The 25231-nt window shown below is 39.0% G+C and carries 23 protein-coding genes and 1 tRNA gene; 9 read left to right on the top strand and 15 right to left on the bottom strand.

Annotation, left to right across the window (positions count from 1 at the left end; all coding sequences use genetic code 11):
- Positions 1-216: 216 nt before the first annotated feature.
- The 4 genes from JKG64_RS05405 (at position 217) to JKG64_RS23150 (ending at position 1999) form a co-directional block, all read left to right on the top strand.
- Positions 217-741 (top strand): YceI family protein, encoded by a 525-nt coding sequence (locus JKG64_RS05405; RefSeq protein WP_210353308.1) that lies wholly within the window; start codon positions 217-219, stop codon positions 739-741.
- An 80-nt stretch (positions 742-821) separates the two neighbouring features.
- Positions 822-906: transfer RNA gene (locus JKG64_RS05400), tRNA-Ser, on the top strand.
- A 435-nt stretch (positions 907-1341) separates the two neighbouring features.
- Positions 1342-1815, top strand: coding sequence for a 23S rRNA (pseudouridine(1915)-N(3))-methyltransferase RlmH (gene rlmH / locus JKG64_RS05395; protein ID WP_210353307.1), 474 nt, complete (start codon positions 1342-1344; stop codon positions 1813-1815).
- Between the two features lie 52 nt (positions 1816-1867).
- A complete protein-coding gene (locus tag JKG64_RS23150; RefSeq protein ID WP_262897753.1) occupies positions 1868-1999 on the top strand; it encodes a hypothetical protein in 132 nt (43 codons plus the stop codon).
- A 242-nt stretch (positions 2000-2241) separates the two neighbouring features.
- On the opposite strand, the gene JKG64_RS05390 is transcribed toward JKG64_RS23150, so the two are convergent.
- Positions 2242-2703 carry an NUDIX hydrolase gene (locus JKG64_RS05390; RefSeq protein ID WP_210353306.1) on the bottom strand — a complete coding sequence of 154 codons (462 nt, stop codon included), beginning with the start codon at positions 2701-2703 and terminating at the stop codon, positions 2242-2244.
- A 68-nt stretch (positions 2704-2771) separates the two neighbouring features.
- The gene (locus tag JKG64_RS05385) at positions 2772-3485 is read right to left on the bottom strand and encodes a hypothetical protein (protein WP_317195833.1); all 714 of its coding nucleotides are present in this window, start codon (positions 3483-3485) and stop codon (positions 2772-2774) included.
- A 300-nt stretch (positions 3486-3785) separates the two neighbouring features.
- Between JKG64_RS05385 and JKG64_RS05380 the strand changes: the two genes are divergently transcribed.
- Positions 3786-6203, top strand: coding sequence for an alpha-ketoacid dehydrogenase subunit alpha/beta (locus JKG64_RS05380; protein ID WP_210353304.1), 2418 nt, complete (start codon positions 3786-3788; stop codon positions 6201-6203).
- A gap of 52 nt (positions 6204-6255) precedes the next feature.
- Here the strand turns inward: JKG64_RS05380 and JKG64_RS05375 are convergent, their stop codons facing one another.
- From JKG64_RS05375 to JKG64_RS05355, 5 genes are all read right to left on the bottom strand, one after another.
- Positions 6256-7113 carry an ROK family protein gene (locus tag JKG64_RS05375; protein ID WP_210353303.1) on the bottom strand — a complete coding sequence of 286 codons (858 nt, stop codon included), beginning with the start codon at positions 7111-7113 and terminating at the stop codon, positions 6256-6258.
- The gene (aroC, locus tag JKG64_RS05370) at positions 7100-8197 is read right to left on the bottom strand and encodes a chorismate synthase (protein WP_210353302.1); all 1098 of its coding nucleotides are present in this window, start codon (positions 8195-8197) and stop codon (positions 7100-7102) included. The genes JKG64_RS05375 and aroC overlap by 14 nt, the downstream gene beginning before the upstream one ends.
- Before the next feature lie 76 nt (positions 8198-8273).
- A complete protein-coding gene (gene aroA / locus JKG64_RS05365; RefSeq protein ID WP_210353301.1) occupies positions 8274-9521 on the bottom strand; it encodes a 3-phosphoshikimate 1-carboxyvinyltransferase in 1248 nt (415 codons plus the stop codon).
- Positions 9522-10628: a chorismate mutase gene (locus tag JKG64_RS05360; protein ID WP_210353300.1), complete on the bottom strand. Its 1107-nt coding sequence runs from the start codon at positions 10626-10628 to the stop codon at positions 9522-9524. It lies immediately after the preceding gene.
- 45 nt (positions 10629-10673) lie between these two features.
- Positions 10674-11498, bottom strand: coding sequence for a prephenate dehydratase (locus JKG64_RS05355; protein ID WP_210353299.1), 825 nt, complete (start codon positions 11496-11498; stop codon positions 10674-10676).
- A gap of 574 nt (positions 11499-12072) precedes the next feature.
- Between JKG64_RS05355 and JKG64_RS05350 the strand changes: the two genes are divergently transcribed.
- The 3 genes from JKG64_RS05350 (at position 12073) to JKG64_RS05340 (ending at position 14398) form a co-directional block, all read left to right on the top strand.
- Positions 12073-12930 carry a DMT family transporter gene (locus JKG64_RS05350; RefSeq protein ID WP_210353298.1) on the top strand — a complete coding sequence of 286 codons (858 nt, stop codon included), beginning with the start codon at positions 12073-12075 and terminating at the stop codon, positions 12928-12930.
- Positions 12927-13544 carry an IMPACT family protein gene (locus tag JKG64_RS05345; protein WP_210353297.1) on the top strand — a complete coding sequence of 206 codons (618 nt, stop codon included), beginning with the start codon at positions 12927-12929 and terminating at the stop codon, positions 13542-13544. The genes JKG64_RS05350 and JKG64_RS05345 overlap by 4 nt, the downstream gene beginning before the upstream one ends.
- 107 nt (positions 13545-13651) lie before the next feature.
- Positions 13652-14398 (top strand): nucleoside phosphorylase, encoded by a 747-nt coding sequence (locus tag JKG64_RS05340; protein ID WP_317195832.1) that lies wholly within the window; start codon positions 13652-13654, stop codon positions 14396-14398.
- Here the strand turns inward: JKG64_RS05340 and rodA are convergent, their stop codons facing one another.
- From rodA to JKG64_RS05300, 8 genes are all read right to left on the bottom strand, one after another.
- Complete coding sequence (gene rodA, locus JKG64_RS05335) at positions 14399-15673, bottom strand: rod shape-determining protein RodA (protein ID WP_210353296.1); 1275 nt, start codon at positions 15671-15673, stop codon at positions 14399-14401.
- Positions 15660-17630 (bottom strand): penicillin-binding protein 2, encoded by a 1971-nt coding sequence (gene mrdA / locus JKG64_RS05330; protein WP_210353295.1) that lies wholly within the window; start codon positions 17628-17630, stop codon positions 15660-15662. The genes rodA and mrdA overlap by 14 nt, the downstream gene beginning before the upstream one ends.
- A 6-nt stretch (positions 17631-17636) precedes the next feature.
- Positions 17637-18161, bottom strand: coding sequence for a rod shape-determining protein MreD (locus JKG64_RS05325; protein ID WP_210353294.1), 525 nt, complete (start codon positions 18159-18161; stop codon positions 17637-17639).
- Complete coding sequence (mreC, locus tag JKG64_RS05320; protein WP_210353293.1) at positions 18154-18999, bottom strand: rod shape-determining protein MreC; 846 nt, start codon at positions 18997-18999, stop codon at positions 18154-18156. The genes JKG64_RS05325 and mreC overlap by 8 nt, the downstream gene beginning before the upstream one ends.
- A gap of 105 nt (positions 19000-19104) precedes the next feature.
- Positions 19105-20127: a rod shape-determining protein gene (locus JKG64_RS05315; RefSeq protein ID WP_210353292.1), complete on the bottom strand. Its 1023-nt coding sequence runs from the start codon at positions 20125-20127 to the stop codon at positions 19105-19107.
- Between the two features lie 147 nt (positions 20128-20274).
- The gene (locus JKG64_RS05310) at positions 20275-21870 is read right to left on the bottom strand and encodes a M1 family metallopeptidase (RefSeq protein WP_246512481.1); all 1596 of its coding nucleotides are present in this window, start codon (positions 21868-21870) and stop codon (positions 20275-20277) included.
- A gap of 73 nt (positions 21871-21943) precedes the next feature.
- Positions 21944-22387, bottom strand: a complete 444-nt coding sequence (locus JKG64_RS05305) for an acyl-CoA thioesterase (protein WP_210353290.1) — start codon at positions 22385-22387, stop codon at positions 21944-21946.
- Between the two features lie 46 nt (positions 22388-22433).
- Positions 22434-23699 (bottom strand): DUF819 family protein, encoded by a 1266-nt coding sequence (locus JKG64_RS05300; protein WP_210353289.1) that lies wholly within the window; start codon positions 23697-23699, stop codon positions 22434-22436.
- Between the two features lie 258 nt (positions 23700-23957).
- On the opposite strand from JKG64_RS05300, the gene JKG64_RS05295 reads away from it, so the two are divergent.
- Entirely contained in the window at positions 23958-25229 is a 1272-nt protein-coding gene (locus JKG64_RS05295) for a Gfo/Idh/MocA family protein (protein ID WP_210353288.1), read from the top strand.
- Positions 25230-25231: the final 2 nt, after the last annotated feature.

Raw genomic sequence — 25231 nt, 5'->3', positions numbered from 1 at the left:
CGCAACAAAAGTAGGCTTTTGGACGTGAAATCCAAAATTATTCTCCTTTTTTTTACCCCATAGCTAATAAGTGCTTGCACTACAGTTGTATAATTTTTTTAAAAATCTTAATATAGGTTAAGAGTGGAGCTAATTCTTGCACTTATCTTTGTATCATCAAGAACAAATAAGGTTAAAAACAGTTTATTATAGTAACAAGATATAAAAAATAGTATTATGGCAACATGGAATTTAGATACGGCGCATAGTGAAATTGAGTTTAAAGTGCGTCATATGATGATCTCTTCCGTAAAGGGACAGTTTAAAAACTTTGAAGTATCCATCAATAGCGAATCGGATGATATTTCAAAAGGAGTGGTCACGGTAAAGATTGATACCAGTTCAATTGATACAAAAAATGAACAAAGGGACCAACATTTGAAAGGGGGAGATTTTTTTGACGCAGCGCAATATCCAGAAATTACATTTGTTTCGACATCCGTAGTTGGTGATGTACAGGATGAATTCAAGATTCATGGTGATTTGACGGTAAAAGGGATAACAAAACCAATTGTAATTAAGGCAGAATTTGGTGGTATGGCGAAAGATCCATGGGGTAATGATAAAGTAGGTTATACTGTAAAGGGAGCGATCAATCGTTCTGAATTTGGTCTTACTTGGAATGCTGCTTTAGAAACGGGAGGGGTAATGGTTTCTGAGGAGGTTAAGTTTGAAGGCGAATTACAGTTCGTAAAAAGTTAATAATCAGTGTTAATTGATGGTTGAGTGCGTTTTTTTGAAATAAATTTTGCAAATCAGCCTAGAATTTCTACTTTTGTGGCGGAGAGCTGGCAGAGTGGTCGAATGCGGCGGTCTTGAAAACCGTTAACTGTCACAGGTTCGGGGGTTCGAATCCCTCGCTCTCCGCAGAAAAACCTTCATCGAAAGATGAAGGTTTTTTGCGTTTAAGAAAAGATGAGGCTCCAAAAAGGATGGCCGGCGGTTCGATTCTTGGAGGCTTAGGGGATTGTACGCAAGGGCGATCGAGGGCCTGAACTAACCCCACGCGCTCTAAAGTCCGCCTAAGTCCGTACAAGTCTGCTAAAGTCCGTTCAAGTCTCTCTTATCTTCGGTATAGCTGGTGTTATCCCTTTCATATACTAGACGTGACCTATATATGAGGATTTAATCGCAATTGTTTTGGTTTTTACCTTTAGTCAACTAAATTATTATGGATTCAATGCTTGGAAGAAGTTAATTCTGGATGTGATGTACGAAGAACATTGTTGGCAGGTAAAGTTTCAATTTGAACACCTGTAGTATCTGCTTTTTTATTCGTTATTAATTTTTGATTTTTGCAATATGAAAATTAGTTTGTTGTGCATCGGAAAGACCGATGATAAGTTTATTCAGGAAGGAATTGATAAGTACCTCAAAAGACTTAAGCATTATGTGACATTTAATATTTCGATATTGCCGGATGTGAAAAATGTGAAGAATATGTCTGCGGCTCAGCAGATGGACAAAGAAGCTGATTTCTTTTTAAAGAATTTGACAAATACAGATTTTGTAGTTCTATTGGATGAAAAGGGGAAAGAATTCAGATCTGTAGAGTTTGCGGATTATATTCAACAAAAAATGTTGGCCAGTGTACAGCATATTGTTTTTTTAATTGGCGGTCCATATGGATTTGCAACAAAAGTTAAGGAAAGGGCGAATGCACAAATGTCGCTATCTAAGCTTACGTTTTCGCATCAGATGGTGCGTTTATTTTTCGTAGAACAGGTTTACAGAGGATTCACCATTATGAAAGGGGAACCCTATCATCACGAATAATTTGTGAAATTTGCTTTTTTTTTGCATCATTGATATATAAAAGGAGGTTAGTATGAATATGGATAAATATAAAAGGGACTACAGATTTAGGAGTGACGAAGGTGCTGAGAGTGGAAAAGGTCTAAAATGGCTTATTATAGGAGGTGGGTTAATCGTTGTAGCTTTGGCCTATTTTATAGGTTAAAATAAGACGAAATATCTGCTATAGAACGGTATATTAGTTTTATTGATACTCAATAAATAAGGCGATATTTGGGATATCGCCTTATAATCACACTAACTATAAAATGGAGCGCCTAGAAAAGGGGCTTCAAGTTTGAGAATCAACTCCATGTATAAATGGGGCCGATTTCGTTGTTATAAAATTATAAATCATTTTTAGTATAATCAAGCTTTTTTGAAAATAAAAAATGATTAACTTGTAAGTTAACTTTTGCGAAAATTGCTTGTGTTTTTGTAAGTCTCCCAAGCAACCTGGTCCGTTTTAAAGGTTAAATGCTCGCTCAATAATTTATCGCAATCTACTAGTCTGAATACCTCTTCTTTCTCAAGTACATCATCGCTATTGAAATCCATTACTTTGTCTTTTAGTGGAACATTCAATGTGTCTAAAGCTTTAACCAAATAATATATGGATATAATTTGGCTATTGTTGAAGCTTGATTTCTCGTAAAAGTCTGTTGTATACAAATGCTGAATGATCTCGATTTCTAGATCACATTCCTCCATAAACTCGCGTTTTAAGGCATCTAATAACCCTTCTCCATATTCTAACCCTCCTCCTGGAAATTTTGTGAACGCTACACTCTGTGTACGTTCGTCGCTGACTAACACGCGGTCATCTGCGTCAATCAATATCCCATACACTCTTACATTGAACAGGTACATAGTTCTTTATTGTTTGTTGTATTATCTTAATGCTGTAATCCGTCTATTTAGATAGGTTTGCCAGCGTATTAAATCGCTTCAAAACCATTTTCGATTGACATATCGTCAATGAATAGGATGGAGTAGTGACGAGGTAGAAACCAAGCTACCGTATTTCCTATTTGCTGAAAATCTTGCTCGCTAGCGAATTGGGCAGGTGTAAAATTGAAAACTAAGTCCTGCTTAACCTGTGCTTCGTCTTCAAAGTTCCTAGCAATCAGCATGGTCTTAGGTACTTTAACTCCTGCATGCAGCAAGAATTCCCTAAGTTGTTTACGGATGTATTTGGGTAGGATATTGTCTGACGGCTGACCTATGAGTATCTTTTCGTCACTGCCAATCACTACATTTTCTTTGTGAACGGAAAAGATGCTGTCATCACTGTAGAATGTGTCATTCAGTTCGAAGTTGGCTATGTCACCATAAGTGAATATCCAATCTGGTTGGGAATTTTGCGCATTGATTACTATACCGAAGCCTTGCAGTAGTAAGGTCGGTAATTGTTTGCTAATAACAAAGGCTTGAAAGTTTTCATTTGCATTAACTGTCTCCAGTTGTACATATGGGAAACCATCACTCGCTATTACTACTTCCGGAGCACCTAACTTAAGATTTGCTTCTGCTATGTTTTCTAAAAAAGTTGCTATCCAGTTCTGATCACGCTCATTAATCGGAGTCTGAATCAAAGCATTGATGAGTACTGTTTTTTCTAAGTCACCTAGACCGTTTTCGGCGCTTTCCACACTATTTTTTAATGTCATTAATGTATGTGTTATTACGTTAAAGTTGCGTTTAAAAGTACATAATAATAACGTATATTCTAATGTATCTTTGAAATTAATACAATAATGGGCTTTAATTTATGATGGATGGAAAGCAAAAATGGAGAAAGGTTAAGACATATAGTGCTATAGATTAAGGCCTGCATCGTAATGCAGTTTGTGTAAGCGTATCTGGTAGTGTCAATAAAGTGATTAATAAAATTAATACTTATATTGTAAGGAGTAAAATTGCTACTTTTGTTGAAACAGAACATTAAATTAATGATGAACACAGATTTGAAAGTCTCCGTAGATTTATCGAATTCTAAATTAAGTTTTGATGATTTTCGTCAAATTATTAAGAAGGACTATGAGTTTGCGGTGCAGAGTAGAATAGTGAGTTTGTTGGGGCGCAAAGAAGTACTGACAGGTAAAGCTAAGTTTGGGATTTTTGGAGATGGTAAAGAGCTCGCTCAGATTGCGTTAGCAAAGGTTTTTGAGCCTGGCGATTGGCGTTCTGGCTATTATAGAGATCAAACTTTTGCTTTCGTCTCGGGAATAAGTACGCTTTATCACTTTTTTTCACAGTTGTATGCAAACCCTGATATTGAAGCTGATACATCCTCTGGCGGACGTCAAATGGTTGCCCACTTCTCTACGAGTCTATTGGATGAAGAGGGGAACTGGAAAGATCAAACTATACTAAAGAATTCGTTTTCTGATATATCAACAACAGGAGGACAGATGGCTCGCACGATGGGACTGGGACTAGCTTCGAAGTTGTATCGGAATAATAAGGATTTATCGTATTTGAAGTATTTTTCTAAAAACGGTAATGAGGTTGTTTTCTGTAATATTGGAAATGCGTCTACTTCTGAAGGGGTATTTTGGGAAGTAATAAATGCAGCGGGAGTACATCAAATCCCTGCTGTAATATCTATTTGGGATGATGGTTATGGTATCTCGGTACCTAATGAAGTGCAGACTACAAAGGGGGATATTTCGGAAGTGTTGAAAGGATTTCAACGTGATGAAAATGGCTCAGGATTTGAAATTTTTAAGGTGAAAGGCTGGGATTATGCTGGGCTTTGCGAAACGTACGAAAAAGCCGCCAAAATTGCCCGAGAGGAACATATTCCATGCATAGTACATGTTACTGAATTAACACAACCCCAAGGACATTCTTCCTCTGGTTCGCATGAACGCTATAAAACGAAAGAGCGATTACAGTGGGAAGTGGATTATGATTGTAATGCAAAAATGCGCCAATGGATGTTGGATGCGGGCATAGCTACAGCCGAAGAACTAATTGAAATCGAGGATAAAGCTAAGGATTTTGTACGAATAGAACAACGTCGAGCTTGGTCGGATTATCGCAAGATGTTGCAAAGTGAGTTAGAAGAGGTGGTTTCGTTGCTTTCAGAAATTAATGAAGAGGTCGTTGAGTTACCGTTAAAAACTTTGATTAGCACTTCAGAATCTTCTTTAAAAGAGGTTTATTCGACCGTACGACAGGTGTTACGAGAACTGCGTTTTAAGGATTCTCCTCAGAAGGAAGCTTTGTTAATTTGGTACAAAGATAAGCAAAAGCTTAATCAGGATAGATATAACAGTGCGCTTTATGTAGAGTCCGATAAAAGCCCACTGAATGTTGCTACAATTGAAGCATTGTATGGTGAGAATGCAGCTATAGTCGATGGGAGGGAAGTGCTGAATGCTTGTTTTGAAGCTAACTTTAAGAAGGACGAACGTATATTGGCTTTTGGCGAAGATGTAGGAAAGATAGGTGACGTAAACCAAGGATTCGCAGGGTTGCAAGATAAATTTGGTGATATGCGGGTTTTCGATACAGGAATACGCGAGTCAACTATCATCGGAAAAGGCATTGGTCTCGCTGTTAGGGGACTGCGTCCGATAGCCGAGATCCAATATCTAGATTACCTGTTATATGCACTACCTGTACTAAGTGATGATTTGGCTTCTTTGGGGTATCGTACAAAAGGACAGCAAAAGGCACCTGTTATCATACGTACTCGAGGACATCGTCTTGAAGGAATATGGCATTCAGGATCGCCAATGACAGTACTGCTAGGTGCCTTACGCGGAATTCATATTTGTGTACCTCGTAATATGACGCAAGCTGCTGGGATGTATAATACGTTGTTGAAATCGGATGATCCAGCTTTGGTGATAGAGTGTCTGAATGGATATCGTCTTAAAGAGAAGATGCCTGATAATGTTGGCGATTTTACCGTACCATTAGGTATCGCTGAAATAATGAGAGAGGGAACGGATGTTACGGTAGTGTCTTACGGATCTACTTTGAGATTGGTGCAGGAAGCAGCATTGGAATTAGATAAGATCGGTATATCGATAGAAATTGTTGATATACAGTGTTTACAGCCTTTTGATCGGACGCATTTATGCGCAGCCTCTCTGCAAAAGACTAATCGACTATTAGTGGTTGACGAAGATGTGCCAGGAGGGGCTAGTGCTTTTATATTGCAACAGATTTTGGAAGAACAGAAAGGATACTATCATTTGGATAGCCAGCCGTTGACTTTGAGTGCGAAGGCTCATCGTCCGCCATACGGATCTGATGGAGATTATTTTACCAAACCTGCTGTGGATGACATTATTGAATCAGTATATCAGATTATGAACGATGTCAACCCACAACAATTTCCGGATTTGTTTTAAAAGAGGTTTTATTTGTTCGGTGATTTAATGTGATATGATTGCTTTTTAAATATTATTCAAATTGAGAAGCGGCGCCTATAAGCGCTGCTTTTTCTTCATATACACCAATAGAAATGTTGAAATCACCGAAGTAATTACCTTGATTGATAATATCCCAAGCTTTCGCTATGTTTCCTCCTATAATATAGCTGTTGCAGGATTCTGTATTACTAAAATATTTAAGGAATTGATAGAGGTGTGTTCTGTATTCGCTTATTAATAGACGAAAGCTGTCGGATGTACTATGTTTTTCTATTATTTCTTTCAATCCGTTTTCTTTCTGTCCAGAGATTTGCTCAAACCTACGAGTAAACCAGCGTGTCACTAAGTACTCTTCAAAAATAAATTCTTTATATGGGGTATTCCAAAGGTTGGCATCGATAGCCTTATCTCCTTGCTGCCATATTGCACTACCGAGACCAGTCCCCAATGTGATGCCAAGAATCTTTTTTTCATTGTGGCGGCCGGCAGCAAATATTTCTCCCTGTAGAAATGCTGCTGCATCATTGATGTAGCGTATTTCTACTGTGGGTTTGTTGAGCGTATCGCGGAGAGCTGTGGTAATGTCGAGTTGGTATAGTGCGTCATATTTATTTTGACCTTTCATCATAGAAATACCGTTTTCATAGTCAAAAGGCCCCGGCATGGCAATTCCAATTTGATGAATGGGCTGCCCAAAATGTGCTATAGACTCGTTTATAGCGCTGCTCCAGTCGAGAAAAATCGATTTAGCATTTTGAGCTGAATTTACTGATTTTCGGACAATTGTTTCCGAAAGAATTGTCCAGGTGCCGCTTGTAATAATAGCGGAGGTAATGTGTGTACCTCCGATATCACAAGCTAAAATATATTTAGACTTATTTTTTGACATTTAGATATGCATTATATTTTAATAGCTGATCAGCAATAACAAGGGCAGCCATCGCCTCTACAATAATAACAGCTCGAGGTACTACGCAAGGGTCATGTCTACCTTTACCCGAAATAACAGTCTCTTCTCCGGCTTCGTTTAATGTTGGCTGGTCACGCATGATCGTAGCGACAGGTTTAAATGCGACATTGAATGTTACATCCATCCCATTCGATATACCACCTTGTATGCCTCCGGAATAGTTGGTGCGGGTGATTGTTTTAGAACCTTCTTTTGAAAAAATATCATTATGTTCTGAGCCTTTATATTTAGAGCCTTCAAAACCAGAACCATATTCAAAACCATGTACAGCGTTGATTCCCATCATTGCTTTGGCAAGGTCTGCATGTAACTTGTCAAACACAGGTTCGCCTAATCCAACAGGAAGATTACGAATGATAGTTGAAATACGCCCACCTACGGTATCACCAGCCTTACGTATACCGTCGATATAGGTAATCATTTCAGTGGCTGTAGCAGGGTCGGCACAACGAACTATATTGTCTTCGCGGAGTTCTAGAAGACTGGTTAGATCTGTTGTATCTAAGTTAGGAGATGTTATGCTGCCTACTCCCGATACATGTGCAAAGATCTCAATTCCCTGTTGCCTGAGGAAAAGTTTGGCAATAGCTCCTGCGGCTACTCTTGCTGCAGTTTCTCTAGCGGATGAACGTCCACCACCACGATAGTCCCGTATGCCATATTTTATTTGATAGGTATAGTCGGCATGGGAGGGGCGGAATTTGTCGCTGATATGGGAATAGTCTTTGGATCGCTGATCTTCATTGGGGATTACAATTGCGATAGGTGTTCCTGTCGATTTGCCTTCGAAGACTCCAGATAGTATCTGAGCCGTATCGCTTTCCTTACGCTGGGTTGTAATTTTGGATTGTCCGGGACGTCTTTTGTCAAGTTCGGACTGGATAAACTCCTCGTCGATTATGATATTTGAAGGGCACCCATCTAAGATGACACCTATTGCTGCACCATGGGATTCACCAAACGTCGTTATCCTGAATAAATCACCAAATGAATTTCCTGCCATAATTTAATAATTGCGGTAAATATATTAAATCGTCTATACTTTAACTAAAAATATAGACGATATATCAATAAATGTTTTAGGATATAGTGAATCCTTGCGCACGTAAATCATCCCAAAATGTAGGATAAGATTTTTCTACAACTTGAGGTTCTACTATTTCGACTTGCTTAAATACTAAAGCAAGGGGAGCGAAAGCCATAGCCATACGATGATCTTCATAGGTATCGATAGCAATTTTGCCCGGATCATTTACATGTTCGCTCTCTAGATGATAGGTGGTTCCATCTTCTTTCAGCTGTGCACCATATTTTGCAATTTCTTTCTGTAGTGCTGCAATTCGGTCTGTCTCTTTTATTTTTAATGTTTCTAGACCGGTAAAGGAAACATTACGTTTTAGAGCTGATGCCACAACAACAACAGTCTGTGCGAGATCTGGACATGATTTGAAATCAAATAGTTCCTTTTGAGAAGTAATCTTGGTTTTTTCGAGATATATAGCATTATCTTCAAATGTAGTCTTTACTCCAAAATGTGTCATGATTTCGCTAATCGCAATATCTCCTTGTAGGCTTGATCGCTTAAGTCCAGGTAATCGAATTGAGCCCTTTTCTGATAAAGCAATCATGGCGTACCAGTAGGAGGCAGCGCTCCAGTCGGGTTCAATATATAATGTGCTTGAGGTAGCCTTTTGTGGTGCGATATAGATGCTATTTTCCGTCCAGGTGTGTTGTATTCCGACTTCACGCAACATATCCAATGTCATCGTGACGTAAGGCTTGGATGTTAGTTCACCTTGTATATCGAGCCTCAAGCCCTGTTTTAAAGCGGAAGCTATTAAAAGGAGGGAGGATATATATTGACTGCTGATATCTCCTTTTATAGTGACACTAGTGGCCGATTGCGCCAATGGCCCATGTATATGTAGTGGCGGGTAACCCGATACTTGGGCGTATTCAATAGTTGTACCCAAGCTATTCAAGGCATCTACAAGGATACCTATTGGGCGCTGTTGCATCCGCTTGGTTCCCGTTAGTATAAAATCGCCCGGTAATAAGTTGAGGTAAGATGTCAAGAATCGCATAGCTGTGCCTGCAGGGCCGATATCTATTGTTTTTGACGCGGAACCATCCTGATGAGCCATCTTTAACGCATTGGTTAATAATACGGTGTCATCCGCGTGAGAGAGGTTTTTTATTTCAACCTGTCCAGCGCTGATGGCTTGTATTATGAGCGCACGGTTGCTCTCTGATTTTGAACCAGTGAGCTGTACCGTGCCGCTTATTTGTCGTGTTGAATGAGTGAGCTTGATGCTTGTTTGGCTCATTTATACCTCCGCATTAACTTTTTCATTCATTATCTCATTCTGTTTGCGGATTGACTCGTTGTGCAATAGCTCTAGATATTTTACAGTAAAGTCTTCACTTAGGTTCAATGCTCTTGCTAACTGTACACGCTTTTGAACGATTTCATCCCAACGTGATACCTGAAGGATCGTAACATGGTTGTCACGCTTGTATTCTCCGATTTTCTCTGCAATTTTCATACGGTCACCGATTTGTTTGATGATTTGATCATCCAATTTGTCAATTTGTTGACGTAATTCAGCTAATTTGTCGTCAAAAGCAGGGTTGTTGGATGCCGCATGACGGATTGAAAGATTATCTAATAAATCTGAAAGTGCGGCAGGGGTTACTTGCTGTTTGGCATCTGTCCAAGCAACAGAAGGGTCAATGTGTGATTCGATGATAAGTCCCTGCATATCCATGTCCATCGCTTTTTGTGTAACGTATGGAATTAGCTCGCGGTTACCGCAGATATGGCTAGGGTCGTTGATGATAGGTAATTCTGGAGCAATAGTTTTCAATTGTATAGCAATATCCCACATAGGTTCGTTACGGAATGCTGTTTTTTCGAAAGAAGAGAAGCCTCTATGTATCGCACCAAGTTTTTTGATTCCTGCTCCATTAATACGTTCCAAAGCTCCGATCCATAAGGATAGATCTGGATTTACGGGGTTTTTAACCAATACAGGTACATCGACACCCTTTAAGGCATCAGCAATTTCTTGAACGGTGAACGGGTTTGCGGTAGAACGGGCTCCAACCCATAATACGTCTACACCGGCAGCAAGTGCTTCTTCCACGTGTTTAGCTGTAGCAACTTCTGTCGCTGTAAGTAAACCCGTCTCTTCTTTTGCTCTTTTCAACCATTGTAAGCCAATACTTCCAATTCCTTCGAATTCACCTGGACGGGTGCGGGGTTTCCAGATTCCGGCACGTAGTACATTTACTTTTCCAGTATTTGCAAGTAGATGCGCTGTTGACACAAGTTGTTCTTCTGTTTCTGCGCTGCATGGTCCAGCAATGATTAAAGGTTTGTCGCCAGTGTTTATCCAAGATTGTAAAGGAAGGATGTCTAATGAATGTTTCATCTTATTTTCAATTTTTAATTTTTTTAACTTATTATGTTGTTTGTGTTATACTTTTTCGTTTTTGATATACTCGCCCAAAATGCTGAAATTGACAGTGTGTTTTAATACTTTGCGGATAGCGGTGTCATAATCTGCTTGCTTTTTCCACTCTACATCAACGTAAAAGTCGTACTCATTACGTCTCCCTACTACAGGCATAGATTGTATTTTGCTTAGATTTACATTTTGTTCAGCAAAGCATTGTAAAACAGACGCAAGTGCACCTACCGCATTCCCTGTTTGAAAAGAAAGCGAAGCTTTATTTGCTCCCTTTTGCTCAATAACTTCATTGCTCAAAATAAGGAATCGTGTTGCGTTCTTTTTGTTTGTTTCAATTCTTTTCTCAAGAATTTGAAGACCATATATTTTAGCTGCGAACTCTCCTGCGATAGCAGCGGTATTGGTGAGTTGCTCTTCTTTTATTTTCTTAGCACAACCCGCTGTATCTAAGCCTTCTTTTATAATCCAGTCTGGATGATCTGAAAGAAATTCGTCGCACTGACGGATAGCGATAGGGTGGGATTCAACATATTGCACATCGCTTAGTTTGACGCCTGGAAGTGCCAAAAGGTTTTGTTGGATATTAAGGTGAACTTCACCCACAATGTGGAATCTGTAGTCCCGCAACAAGTTGTAGTTGGGTAAGATGCTCCCCGCAATTGAATTTTCAATGGCCATCACTACATAGTCCGCTTTACCTTGTTTGAGCATCTCGCAGGTCTGTTTGAATGAACTACATTCTAATGTCTCGATGTCCTGTCCGAAGTATTTGAATGCAGCTTCTTCATGAAATGAAGCCTTTACACCTTGAATTGCAATTTTTGTTTTCATATTTAATATTTAACGAAAAAGGTCCCGGATTCAATCCGGGACCTTTTATATTCTATTCATGTAATGAACTTTATACATACTAGCCCCGGCTCTTATCGCTAAAATAAAAGAAGTAAAAATAGTTGTATGTAGTCATTGTATTCATTGTCTCTGTTTTGATAGCTCAAAGGTATGTGATAGAAAAATAATATCCAAATGTTTTTTTATTTATTTGATTTTATACGCTGTTTTATGCGTTGTTTTTAACGTTGTTTTTGTGTTATTTTAGCTGTATTTTATTGGTTATATTATTATGTTTTTTAACATATGATATGTATGAATAGTTGATTTTTGTTTGTTTTAAGCTATTTTTGTGTTTTTTTTAGCTTTTTTTATTTGCATGTTTTTATGTGCTTTTTTGTGTCAATTTTGTTTGATTTTTTTTAATATTTTAATATGTTTTTTTTGTGTTATTTTTGATGTTTTTTTGAGGTATTTATGGTTGTTTTATCAATAGTCTCAAATAATAGCGTGATCAGAAGGATATTATTCCGTGGTTTTTAGTAGTATTGTACCTCTTTTAACGTTATATATTATGTGGTACGTTGTTTTAAGTGTGGTTTGTAGTGTGACTGTAGCCGTATTGTTAAAGATAGCCCGAAGTCGATCTTTGCACGTCCAGCAAATCGTCTTGTGGAATTATCCCGCTACTGTCTTACTGACTTATTTTCTGTTACAGCCGAATTTGAAGCGTGTTCCTTGGATGGAGTTGCCTTATCAGCTCTATATCCCCCTTGCAGTGTTATTGCCTACACTTTTTATTTTTATTGCATTGGCCATTAAGTATAGTGGTATTGTAAAAACTGACATAGCGCAAAGGATGTCTCTGTTCATCCCTTTATTGGCCTCGTTTTTATTGTTTAATGAGAAGGCTTCTTTAGGTACGCTGGTCGGTATTGGGGTTGGATTGTTGGCTGTTATTTTTTCAGTAAGTTGGAATAAGGGGGCAGAAGGGGAAAAGTCGAGTGGTATTTTATACCCCTCGGTTGTGTTTCTAGGTATGGGAATAATCGATGTCTTATTTAAGCAGGTGGCTCAACATAACGAAGTTTCCTATATTGATTCGATGTTCTTTGTTTTTGTGGGAGCAATGTTGGTGGCTTTTAGTATATTGTTGTTTCAAAACTGGAAGGAGGGAGAAGGGATCAGTAAAACAACTGTTCTATGGGGGAGTATATTAGGGGTGTTCAATTTTTTGAATATTTTCTTCTATATGAAGGCCCATCGAGCTATTCCAGATAATCCTTCTATTGTATTCACAACGATGAATGTTGGTGTTATTGTGGTTGGGACATTGATAGGAGTGTGGGTGTTTAAAGAAAAATTGAGTCTTGTCAATAAGATTGGTTTAGTATTGGCAGTTATATCTATATTACTAATTAAATATTTGTGAGTTTATTTGAAGATACTTATTTAACTCTGGGAGAACGTTCTGAAGGTATTTTTAGAGATAAAGGGAGTAAGTTTATTGCGTATGCGTATCCTTTCAGAAATGAAAGTGAGCTGAAAGACATTATTGTAGAACTAAAGGCGTTGCATCCAAAGGCGAGACACCATTGTTGGGCATATCGTTTGACTACAGATCGGAGTGTCTTCCGTATCAATGATGATGGTGAACCATCGGGTACCGCGGGGAGACCGATTTTAAATGTCTTGCTATCTAAAGATCTAACAAATGTATTGGTTGTGGTGGTCCGGTATTTCGGAGGTACGCTCTTGGGAGTCCCGGGATTAATCAATGCTTATAAAACTGCAACACAAGAAGCGTTAGCTGTTGCTCAGATTGAAGAGAAGAAGGTAAACGATATCTACGATATTGGTTTTGATTATTTGCAAATGAATGACGTTATGCGAGTGTTGAAGGAGGAAGGGTTGAACGTATTAAATCAACAATTTGACAATAATTGTGTTATAACTATAGAGATTAGAAAGACGCAAGTTAATCAGGTGTTATCGAAATTGGATAAGATTGAAAAAATAACTATTAAATATTTGTACACGCTATGATTGCTGATACCGAATTGATTCTGAATGCAGATGGGAGTATATACCATTTGAATTTAAGACCGGAAGATTTGGCCCACACCATAATCTTAGTGGGGGACCAGGAGTGAGTGCCTCTTGTCTCGAAATATTTTGATACAATTGAGGTTAAAAAAGGAAAGCGCGAGTTTATCACGCATACAGGTACATTACGAGGAAAACGCCTGTCAGTCATATCTACGGGAATAGGGACGGATAATATTGATATTGTTTTGAACGAAATCGATGCCCTAATCAATGTCGATTTTTCTACGAAGGTTTTGAGGGAAGATTTGAAATCGGTGGATATCATACGTATCGGAACCTCTGGTTCAATACAGGGGAATATTCCTATAGGTACATTATTAGCGAGTGCGTTTGCCGTGGGCTTTGATACCTTGATGCAATTCTACGTTAAATCATATACGGAAGAAGAACAGACATTGGCAGAAGGAGTAAATAAGCATTTTTCTAATCTTTCTTTTTCTCCCTATATCGGGAGCGCTAATCCTACATTGCTAAAAAAGTTTGCTACAGGACTTCCTAAAGGTATTACGATGACAGCGCCTGGATTTTATGGTCCGCAGGGTAGGTCTGTGCGAACACATAATATGTATCCTGACTTAATACAGAAAGCAAACTCTTTTATCACGGAGGGAGGCTTCCGTATCACTAATCTGGAAATGGAGACTGCAGGTATTTATGCCTTATCCAATATGTTTGGCCATCGGGCACTATCCATTAACGCTATATTAGCTTCCCGTCTGAGTGAGGATTTTGCTGCAAATCCAGCGGAAATCATTGAATCGGCAATACAATATGTATTAAGCAGAATATAGTTAGTTTGGAGATAATCCTTTCCGGGTAGAATCAAACTTCAATAAGATAAAGAGCAGTATCGTAAAACTCCATAAAGAAGATCCTCCATAGCTTAGAAATGGAAGAGGGATACCAATGATAGGTACCAAGCCTATCGTCATGCTGAGGTTAATGAAAAAATGGAAAAATAGTATAGATGCTACACAGTAAGCGTATATACGGCCAAAAGCTGTGCGTTGTCTTTCTGCGAGATGAATTATTCGGAGCAAAAGAAATGCATATAGCGCGACTATAATTACCGATCCGACAAACCCCCATTCTTCTCCAATGGTGCAGAATATAAAGTCGGTACTCTGTTCGGGTACAAAGTTGTATTTGGTCTGTGTCCCCTGAAGGTAGCCTTTACCAAATAATTGTCCTGACCCGATGGCGATCTGAGATTGGTTTAGGTTGTAACCTTGATCTAAAGGGTCATAAACTTTCCCCAACAAAATATCTATTCTGTTTCGCTGGTGTTGCTCCAGGACATTCTCCCAAACAAAATCAACACTTAATACATAAATGGAAGAGGCTAAACAGAGTAAAGCAATATTGATAATGTTTTTACGTTTTGACCTGTAGAAATATGCTAACAAACTACAAAGAGCAACTATAATCCCTACTAGTATCCATTCGTTTTCCAGTATTAAAGCGGCAACAAATAGTATAATAGCTAATCCGCCAAGTAGCAACAGTTTGGTATTGACATATCCTTCTCGATAAAAGACAAAAATTAGAGAGAAGAACACAAGAGCTGAACCTGTATCGGGTTGCAACTTAATTAAAATGACAGGCAATAACACAATGCCTGCTGCTACGGCTAGAGACTTTAAATTGGGGGCTTTGTTTGATTGTGTACTGAGGTAATAAGAGAGAAGTAGACAAGTCCCAAGCTTACCAAATTCAGAAGGCTGCAACCGAAAAAAACCTAGGTCTATCCAAGATTGGTTACCATTTACGTTCTTTCCGACAAATAACACAGCTATTAGAAGTAAAATAATAATAGCGTATACGATAGGTGTTATAGAGATGAAAAACCGTTGATCGATGATGAGTATACTAAAGCCGATAATAATAGCTGTAAATATGAACAAAGCTTGTTTTCCATAGTTGGTGGCTAAATTGAATATTTCCGGATGCTGAGCATTATATGCTGCGGCATAGATGTTGAACCAGCCAATCAGGCATAGTAAGAGCCATATCACCACTGTGATCCAATCTATTCGGCCTAAGAAACTGTTTTTAGCGTTGTTCATATCTTCCTCTTACTTGGCTATGGTGAACTAATAAAGTAGGTTTTTGTTTGTTTTGAGCAACCTGTTTTGTTGTTTGTATACTATCCTTCTTTGCTGGAGGAGTATCTTTCTTCACCTCGTTGGTTTTGACCTTTACTTTTGGCAATAAGTTGGCATTCAAAATACGATCTTGTAAATATTTAGGTAGGGTAATCGTATCCCTGATATGTTTTTCTACAAGCATACTAGCAATAGGCCCAGCCCAGGTACCACCATAACCAGCGTTTTCGACAAATACAGCAATTGCTATCTTTGGGTTGACACGAGGTGCAAAAGCAAAGAAAACTGCGTGGTTTTCGCCATGTGGATTTTGTACCGTTCCTGTCTTACCACACATTTCTATACCATTGATTCGTACAGAAGCTCCAGTTCCTCCTGCATTGACAGCACGGCTCATTCCTTCGATAACTGATTCGTAATGTTGGGCATCTACACCTGCCCATATTTTTTCAGTAAACTCCTCTTTGACAATTTTTTTCTCTCCAATTCCTTTAATAAGGTGCGGGCGATAATAAAATCCGCGGTTGGCGACGATAGCCATGATATTTGCCATTTGTAGAGGAGTAATACCAAGTTCTCCTTGTCCAATAGACTGAGAAATACTATAGCTGGACCCCCATTTTTCACTACCAAAGCGTTTCGTATAGTAACTAGCGGGATAGACGTTTCCTCCTTTTTCTCCAGGTAAATCAATGCCTAGAGGGTGACCTAAGCCAAATTTATTGAGCCCTTCGCGCCAAAGCTCATAAGCTTTGGGGCCTGACATGCCTCTGGAATCAATCATACGTGCATACACATAACCATAATAGGTGTTACAGGAGCGCTGTATGGATTTGATAAGATCGGTAGGCCCATCCACGTGTGTACATCGCATAATCCGACCATTTCCATAACGATATCCTCCTGGACAATTAAATATAGTTTGGGGCGTAATAACGCCTGCCTGTAATGCGGTGAGGGCTGCTACAACTTTAAAAACCGAACCAGGGGGATAGGAGGCTTGAATCGGTCTATTAAACATAGGTTTGTATGGGTCATATAGTAACTTCATGTAGTTGTTGCCTCGTTGTCTTCCTACCATCATGTTAGGATTATAACTAGGGCTGCTTACATAGGTTAATATTTCACCAGTCGAAGGTTCTATCGCTACAACGGATCCTAGCTTATTTTTCATAAGTTTTTCCGCTAGTAGCTGAAGATCTTTATCTAGTGAGGATATGAGACCATCTCCAGAGACTGCTAAGGTGTCGAATTTTCCATCTCTAAAGGAGCCCTGAGCTCTGCCGAGCTTGTCAACCATTTGATTTCGGACACCACGTTGTCCTCGTAGAAGCTCTTCGTAGGAACGCTCAACACCTGAGGCCCCAATATAGTCTCCTCGTTTATAGAAATTGTTGGATCGTTCGATGTCTTTTTCATTTACCTCTTGGATATAGCCTAAGAATTGTGCTGCAGCACTGTCGGGATATTGGCGAACAGTGCGGGGCTGTGCCTGGAAGCCTCTGAATTTATCCAAATGTTCTTGGAGTACCGCAAATGTTTCAGCATTCATCATCCCTTCAAAGGTTGATGCCCGAAAAGGTGAAAAAGCACGTGCTTTATTCATACGAGAGATAAAGCCTTTCTTGTCTAAATCTAATAAACGACATAGCAGAAGTGTGTCTATGTCTTTTACCTCCCGAGGGATAACTAAAAGATCGTAAACTGGTTCGTTTTGGACAAGTACTTTTCCATTACGATCTAAAATAATACCTCTAGCGGGGTATACAATAGTTTTTCTTAGAACATTGTTGTTCGCAGAGAGTAAATAGGACTCATCAATAATTTGAAGATAGAACAGACGGGCGACAATAATTAAAGCAATCGCTAAGAATATACCTTGGATAATGTATTTGCGCTCGAAAAAATTATTGTTCATATCATTCTAATTGGCTAATCTAGATTTACGATTGTAGGTAATCAAACTGATGATTAGAATGACTGCTACAGTGAATAAACTGCTGAAAAATATACTTGCAAGTGTGTATAGGATATTTTGAAAAGAAAAAATCTCTGCAAAAAACAGAACTACATGATGAACAAGTGTACCTAAAAGTAAGTAGGTGATAAACCACTTGAATCCCATATTACCCCAACTTGGGGTTTGGAAAGAAGCCTGCTCTTCCATATCCAAAGTGATTTTGTGGAAGAAGATACGAAACCATGCTAAGGCCACACAGGCTGCGGCATGTACGCCCATACTGTCATAAAAAGCGTCTACAGTAAGCCCCGTAAGAAATGCCAGTAAGAACAGAAAAAAATTAGGGGTACCTGTAGGTAGCAATAAAATAATCAGAATATAAGGGAATAATGCTGCGATATTGTAGTACCCGATATTTTTGAATACGGCAACTTGTAATATAATCAATATTACAAAGCGAATGATATTGAAAATGAATACCCTAGCCATTATCTTTATTATGTTGTTCCAATTCTAGTTTTTCCGTAGCCATTTTATCTTTTATGATATAGACGTGGTTGAGATTGATAAAGTTTGTTGTTAACAACACTCTAATATCCTTGAAGCTTTCTCCTGATGCTAAGTCAGTTTGTACAACATGTCCGATTTTTATTCCTTTTGGAAATTTTGTTGAATATCCTGATGTGAAAACTGGTGCACCAACATAAACTTTAACATGATTAGGTATATCTCGTACCATGGCATAGCGCGAATCGGTATTGTTCCCCCATACAAGAGAACCGAATGCTGTGTTGCTGCTATCTAAACTCACTGAAATTTTGGTGTCAGGGTGAAGCAGTGATTTAACTGTACTGAAATGTTGGGAGACATTCAAGACTGTGCCTACGATACCATTAGAAGTAATAACTCCCATATCCTGTTCTATGCCATCAGCAGCCCCTTTGTCAATCGTGATAAAATTACTTTTTTGATTTATACTGTTATTTACAACCGAAGCGACAACGAAATCATAACGCGACTTGTCCACATGATCCGCTAAATAAGCAATTGTGTCATTAAGGGAGTCAGTGCTTGTGTAGTTCTGTAGTTGTTTACGTAAGAGCGCATTCTCTTCTGCAAGCTGTTCATTGATTATACGCAGAGACAAATACTCTTTCCACGAATTTACGTTTTCATAGAATGATCCCACAACGACGTTAGAGGAGTTGACGAATGCAGACCGTTGATAGTTATTATTCTGAACAACAAGGAAAATAGAAAACACGAAAAAAAGCACAAACCAAAAAAAGGCGTTATATCTTACCAAAAAGAGCCATAGGTTTTTCATGTTTTTCCGTAGAGATTTGTTTAGTTATCTAAAAAATACGCGATATAGAAGAAGTTCAACTTTTCTATATCGCGCAGAAGTAATTGTAATTTATATTTATTTACCTTACTGCATCAAAAACTTGAAACGTCCGATGTTTTTAAGTGCGATACCTGTTCCCCTTACAACAGCGCGTAGAGGATCCTCAGCTACATGTATAGGTAACTTAGTTTTTGCTTGTAATCTTTTATCCAGACCTCTTAGCAGGGCTCCTCCACCTGTTAGATATATCCCAGTTTGGTAGATATCAGCAGATAATTCTGGAGGCGTGATTTCTAATGCTTTTAGGATAGCTTCTTCAATCTTTGAAATAGATTTGTCTAAGCAATGTGCAATCTCAGTGTAGGATACGGTGATTTGCTTAGGTATACCTGTCATCAAATCACGTCCTTGTACAGCAAAGTCAGCAGGAGGATCTGTAAGTTCAGGTAGGGCAGCTCCAACTTCGATTTTGATCTTCTCAGCTGTACGATCTCCAATCATAATATTGTGCTGGCGACGGATGTATTGTACGATATCCGAGTCAAAGTTGTCTCCACCTACACGGATGGATTGGTCACAGACAATTCCAGATAATGCGATAACAGCAATTTCAGTTGTACCACCACCGATATCGATAATCATATTACCCACTGGCTCTTCTACATCAATTCCGATACCTACAGCAGCTGCCATTGGTTCGTGAATAAGGTATACTTCTTTTGCGCCGGCTATTTCCGCTGAATCACGTACTGCACGTTTTTCGACTTCGGTAATACCCGAAGGAATACATACGACCATTCGTAAAGACGGGAAGAACCATGATTTGCCGTTAGTGACCAATTTGACCATTCCTCGGATCAAATGCTCTGCGGCAGTAAAATCTGCTATTACACCATCCCTAAGCGGTCTGACCGTTTTTATGTTGTCATGGGTTTTGCCTTCCATCTGCATAGCCTGTCTGCCTATGGCAATAACTTTGTTGGTCGTCCGATCAAATGCTACGATCGAAGGCTCGTCCACTACTACTTTATCATTGTGTATTATTAAGGTATTTGCCGTACCCAAGTCAATCGCAACTTCTTGCGTAAACCAATTGAATAACCCCATTTAGTAAGTCCTAATTCTGTTTTTAATATAATGCAAACCTAATGAAAAAAAATCTATTATAGTAACCCAACTCTACAAAAATGTTAAATAAAATCACGTTAATTTTTGGTCAGAATCTATGCTCTAAAAACGCTATAACCACTTCACTTATTGTATCAATGTGCCGATATAATAATTATAGGTGTCGATTTCTAAATTATCTTTTTGTAAGTCAGGGATCTCTATTTTTGAAAACTTATTATTGAACTCAACCCGAACCTTTTTTTGCCCTTTCACTCCTAAATGCACTGGCATTTGAAAGTTTGAAATATCGCTGATCCATCGGCCCTGTAGAGTGCCGTCTTCTGTGGTTTGAATTTCTAGGATGGGTATTGTTGTGCTTTGGACATATTGTGCGAAGAACGGACCCAAATCGAAGCCGGACTCATTGCTCATAAATTCTACAATATTTTGATAGTCTACCCCTGAATGATAGAACCGTTTATTTAACCCTCTTAATATGGAACGCCATTTCTCATCATCTTCTAGGATGGTTCTCAGCATATTGTGTAAGACGCCCCCCTTAAGATACATGTCTCCGGAACCTTCTTGATTAACATCGTAAGGCCCTTGAAGGGGGCTGTCGTTAAGGATACCCCTACGGTTGCCATGGACATAGTCTTGACTAGCTTTTTTGCCATAGAAGTAGTCGATAAATAGAGCTTCGGAATAATTGGTGAAGCTCTCGTGTATCCACATATCTGCAATGTCTTTGGCGGTAATGCTATTTCCAAACCATTCGTGCCCCGATTCATGAATGACAATAAAATCCCATTTGTTGCCCCATCCTGTATTTGATGAATCGTGACCTAGGTAGCCATTTTGATACCGATTGCCGTATGCGATGGCACTTTGGTGCTCCATCCCTAAATGAGCGGTCTCAACTATCTTGTATCCATCTTTGTAAAATGGGTATGGGCCAAACCAATGCTCAAACGCTTGTAGGGTTTCGTGTACATTTTTCTTGAGGTGGTCTTTTTTCTTTTTTTGATTATTCTCCCGCAAGATGTAATAATCTATGTTTAGGTTGCCTTCTTCGCCTTGATAGTTTTCTTTGAAATGAACATAGTCGCCAATATTTAAAGCAACATTATAATTGTTTATAGGATTTTCGACTTTCCAGTGAAACTTTTGGTATCCATCGTTAAGGTCTTCTGTGCCAATTAGTCTACCGTTAGAGACATTCATGAGCCCCTTCGGTACAGAAATAGAAATTAACATGCTGTCTACCTCGTCAGATTGATGATCTTTGTTTGGCCACCATACACTTGCGCCAAGACCTTGGCAAGCGGTAGCGACAAATGGACGTCCATTTGCATCTTTTTTCCAATCGAAGCCACCGTCCCATGGTGCTCGGGTAGCTTGAATTGGGTGGCCGGAATATTGCACCGTAAAGGAGTCTACTTTTCCTTCCTCGATGGGTTTTGGGAAATCTATAAATACAGCGTTATATGCTCTATGAAAGGGGAGTGATTGACCTTGGTATTCGATTCTGTCTACGTTAAGATTATCAAATAGGTCGAACTGTAGCCTGCTGAATGATGTAGTTGCCTGAAATTTGAAAAGGTTGGATCCAGAGATAAATTTATTCTCAATATCAACACGTACATCGAGGTGGTAGTACTGTATATCATAGCATGTGCGAAGAGGTGTCAACTGACCTCGTAATGAATCAGCTTTATTAAATAGCTCTTTCGCTTTCATTAATTGCGCTTTCCCTTGTTTAGGAAGGGAAAGCGCAAGAACAATAAATAATGAAACGAGTAGTTGTATTGACCTAAACATTTATTTCAATGTAGCTTTCTGCTTTCGGGATCTTTTTTAAGACCTCATACCATGCAACTGGGATGTCCGTGAGCTTTCTTTCAATTAAGTTGAGCCAGGCTCCATCCACGTTGACCTCGGCCGCTTTTTCTCTATTTTCCTTGTAGATAATATGCTGAAAAGAAAAACGTGCATTTTTTAAATTCAACTTTGTCAGTAATATTTCCACTTTAATATATTCATCGAGTTGAATCTCTCTTTTGTAAATAAGCTCCTCCCTAAAGAGAATCGGTCCGATTTTTTGTTTAGCAAATTGATCTAGAGAAAGTCCCAAAGTATTTAACATATTGCTTCGGGCCTGTGCGCAAAAATCTGCATATGCAGAGTGTCTAAGATGGCGATTGGCATCTATCTGAGACCATAAGACCTGTCCTTCGTAAAAAATGTTATTCTCCATAGTAATTTATTAATCTGTTCTCAATTTAAGCTTAAGATACAAAGAATTAAATTGGTGAAACCATTTGCATTAGAATCGCTGTTAGCCAACCTGCATATGTGCCTATTGCATAACCGAAAACAGCTAATATTACACCAACCGAAATCAATGATGGATGAAATGCGGCAGAGGTTACTGAAGCGGAAGCGACCCCACCTACATTAGCCATACTTCCTACCGCAAAATAGAAGAACGGCACTTTGAAAATTTTGCCAATAATCAAAAGCAGTAGTGCGTGAAAGGACATCCAAATAATACCTACAACAAATAATCCCATATTGTCCGCTATCGCTGAGATGTCCATTTGCATACCTATAGTAACAATGAGCATGTACAATAGGACAGATCCGATTTTGGAAGCTCCGGCATTTTCAAGTTCTTTAGCGGGAGTAAAAGACAGCGCTATACCTATGAGAGTAGCGAATAGGATTATCCAAAAGAAACCACTTGTCAATGAAAACTGTTCAAGCTGCGGGTAATTTGTAGCGAGAAAATCAGCTACGGGGCTAGCTAAAAATGTAGCTAGTCCTGTTCCTCCAAAAGCTAAAGCCAGCATGATAATGAAATCTTTTGTCTGTGGTGTCCGGGCATTGGCTTGTGTTTTTTCTTCCATTTTCTTCATCAGTTCATCTACATCTTTGGAGTCGGCTTTGAAGAACTTGTCGAATTGCTTCACTTTACTCGCACCGTACAATAGGAAGGCCATCCATAGGTAGGCCACAACTGCATCTACTGCGATAATAGAAGAGAATAGTTTTGGAGAGGGTTGGAGGATTTCTTTTAACGCTACTTGATTGGCGCTTCCGCCAATCCAAGATCCAGCAAGAGCGCCTAGTCCTCGCCATACCTCATCCGGACCTGCACCACCTACTACTTGTGGCGCAACTAATGACACAATCCAAACTGCTAGTGGACCACCAAGCAGTATACCTACTGTCCCTGTGATGAACATTAGGCCAGCACGCTTTCTAAGTGCCCACATTTGCTTTAAATCTAGGCTGATAACAAATAAAATAAGACAGGCAGGCAATAGGTAGCGGCTTCCTACTGCTGTCAGCGGAGAGTTGGCTCCATCAAATACGTGGAGCGAATTGAGTACACCAGGAAGAAAATAACAGAGTAGTAAAGGCGGGATAATATTGTAGAATCCCTTAATGTATTTGTTTGATAAGGAGGAAGTATAGAACACAAGGCCGAGTATGGCCATTAAAATTCCTACAATAACGGCAGTGTCAGTAATTAAAGGTTCGGCAAGGACTGTTTGGTTATCCATTTCTTTTGTAATTGTTTTTGATATTATAGTACTCTCTGTTTCCTAGAAGAGACTATGCTTTTGTTCGAATGTGTGTGCTAAAAAAATGTCTTCTAGAATCGCTAATGCAACGGTTAGTGATGACGGTGATTTTATTTTTTTTGTGAATTTATATATTAATTTTGATAAAAGTGGTAACGAATTCTTTACTATTATGTATTTACATTGGTAATACGTGTATATTATTATAACTTTATTTTTTGTATTCAACTAAAAACTATGAATTTCTCTAGACGTCATTTTATAAAAAGTAGCGGCATAGCATTGGGAAGCATCCCGTTTATTTCACTAGCTGATCAGTTAGGCATATCTAAGACAATTAAGGTTGGGCTTGTAGGGTGTGGAGGAAGAGGTACCGGTGCGGTTGTTCAGGCTTTAGCCGCAGACTCCAATGTTGTGGTTACAGCATTAGCAGATGCTTTTCAGGATCAGATAGACCAAACGCTTCTTATTTTAAATAAAAAAGATTCCCAACGTACAGATGTTCCGAAAGAACGACAATTTGTAGGTTTCGATGGGTACCGTGCCTTAATCGATTCTGGGGTAGATGTAGTGCTGCTGTGTAGTCCACCAAACTTTAGACCTGATCATTTGGCATATGCTGTCGAGGCCGGTAAACACATTTTTTGTGAAAAGCCTGTTGCCGTAGATATTCCAGGGCTTAAGAGGGTTATGGAAAGTGTGCGTATATCCAAGGAGAAGAAGCTAAACCTAGTTTCAGGATTTTGTTTTAGGTACTCTACTCCAAATAGAGAGATAATGCAACGCGTTCAAAATGGAGATATTGGTGAAGTCAAATCAGTAACTACATTCCGTTATGGAGGAGAATTGACACTGAAGGAGCGAAAGAATACGTGGACAGATTTTGAGTACCAGTTGCGTAATTGGTATTATTTTCAACGATACGCTTCCGACTTAATCGTAGAACAGTCAATACATAGCGTCGACTATATGAACTGGATTATGGGCAATAAATTACCCAAAGCAGTAAGTGCTACTGGTGGAAGACAGAGTAGGTCATGGGAGGTCATGGGAAATACATTTGATCACTTTGCGGTAGAGTATGATTATGGTGATGGTATAAAGGGAATGCATTTTTCTAGACAACAGAATGGTACAGAATCACGAAACTCTGTGGAGGTGAATGGTACAAAAGGGTTTGTTGATGTTAATATTATGAAAAATTACAACATACATGGAGATAAGGCTTTTGAGTATGGAGGAAAGATTAATAACATGTATCAAACGCAACACGATGAGTTGATGGCCGCAATCTCAGGAGGGAAACTGGTAAATGATGGAGATTTTATGGTCAATTCTACACTCCTGGCTATTTGGGGTAAATTAGCCGCATATACAGGAAAGAGACTTTCTTATGAGCAGATTATGGCTTCTACAGAAGAGTTAGGGCCTCATTCTGAAGGGTATAATTGGTCTATGTCACCAGATGTAACTCCAATTGCTCAACCAGGATTTAAAACTTTTGTTTAAAT

It is taken from the genome of Sphingobacterium tabacisoli (genome assembly GCF_017908035.1).
In the GTDB taxonomy this organism is placed as follows: Bacteria; Bacteroidota; Bacteroidia; order Sphingobacteriales; family Sphingobacteriaceae; genus Sphingobacterium; species Sphingobacterium tabacisoli.
This window is presented reverse-complemented; position numbering and strand designations above follow the sequence as displayed.

What these genes read in the sequence shown, in the direction of transcription:
- aroC (WP_210353302.1), bottom strand. Translation starts at nt 8,197, where the DNA reads ATGGCAGGAAATTCATTTGGTGATTTATTCAGGATAACGACGTTTGGT.
- JKG64_RS05310 (WP_246512481.1), bottom strand. Translation starts at nt 21,870, where the DNA reads ATGAAAGCGAAAGAGCTATTTAATAAAGCTGATTCATTACGAGGTCAG.
- JKG64_RS05405 (WP_210353308.1), top strand. Translation starts at nt 217, where the DNA reads ATGGCAACATGGAATTTAGATACGGCGCATAGTGAAATTGAGTTTAAA.
- JKG64_RS05300 (WP_210353289.1), bottom strand. Translation starts at nt 23,699, where the DNA reads ATGGATAACCAAACAGTCCTTGCCGAACCTTTAATTACTGACACTGCC.
- JKG64_RS05305 (WP_210353290.1), bottom strand. Translation starts at nt 22,387, where the DNA reads ATGGAGAATAACATTTTTTACGAAGGACAGGTCTTATGGTCTCAGATA.
- JKG64_RS05360 (WP_210353300.1), bottom strand. Translation starts at nt 10,628, where the DNA reads ATGAAACATTCATTAGACATCCTTCCTTTACAATCTTGGATAAACACT.
- rlmH (WP_210353307.1), top strand. Translation starts at nt 1,342, where the DNA reads ATGAAAATTAGTTTGTTGTGCATCGGAAAGACCGATGATAAGTTTATT.
- JKG64_RS05375 (WP_210353303.1), bottom strand. Translation starts at nt 7,113, where the DNA reads ATGTCAAAAAATAAGTCTAAATATATTTTAGCTTGTGATATCGGAGGT.
- JKG64_RS05325 (WP_210353294.1), bottom strand. Translation starts at nt 18,161, where the DNA reads ATGGCTAGGGTATTCATTTTCAATATCATTCGCTTTGTAATATTGATT.
- mrdA (WP_210353295.1), bottom strand. Translation starts at nt 17,630, where the DNA reads ATGAACAATAATTTTTTCGAGCGCAAATACATTATCCAAGGTATATTC.
- JKG64_RS05380 (WP_210353304.1), top strand. Translation starts at nt 3,786, where the DNA reads ATGATGAACACAGATTTGAAAGTCTCCGTAGATTTATCGAATTCTAAA.
- rodA (WP_210353296.1), bottom strand. Translation starts at nt 15,673, where the DNA reads ATGAACAACGCTAAAAACAGTTTCTTAGGCCGAATAGATTGGATCACA.
- aroA (WP_210353301.1), bottom strand. Translation starts at nt 9,521, where the DNA reads ATGAGCCAAACAAGCATCAAGCTCACTCATTCAACACGACAAATAAGC.
- JKG64_RS23150 (WP_262897753.1), top strand. Translation starts at nt 1,868, where the DNA reads ATGAATATGGATAAATATAAAAGGGACTACAGATTTAGGAGTGACGAA.
- JKG64_RS05350 (WP_210353298.1), top strand. Translation starts at nt 12,073, where the DNA reads ATGTGGTACGTTGTTTTAAGTGTGGTTTGTAGTGTGACTGTAGCCGTA.
- JKG64_RS05390 (WP_210353306.1), bottom strand. Translation starts at nt 2,703, where the DNA reads ATGTACCTGTTCAATGTAAGAGTGTATGGGATATTGATTGACGCAGAT.
- JKG64_RS05355 (WP_210353299.1), bottom strand. Translation starts at nt 11,498, where the DNA reads ATGAAAACAAAAATTGCAATTCAAGGTGTAAAGGCTTCATTTCATGAA.
- mreC (WP_210353293.1), bottom strand. Translation starts at nt 18,999, where the DNA reads ATGAAAAACCTATGGCTCTTTTTGGTAAGATATAACGCCTTTTTTTGG.
- JKG64_RS05295 (WP_210353288.1), top strand. Translation starts at nt 23,958, where the DNA reads ATGAATTTCTCTAGACGTCATTTTATAAAAAGTAGCGGCATAGCATTG.
- JKG64_RS05315 (WP_210353292.1), bottom strand. Translation starts at nt 20,127, where the DNA reads ATGGGGTTATTCAATTGGTTTACGCAAGAAGTTGCGATTGACTTGGGT.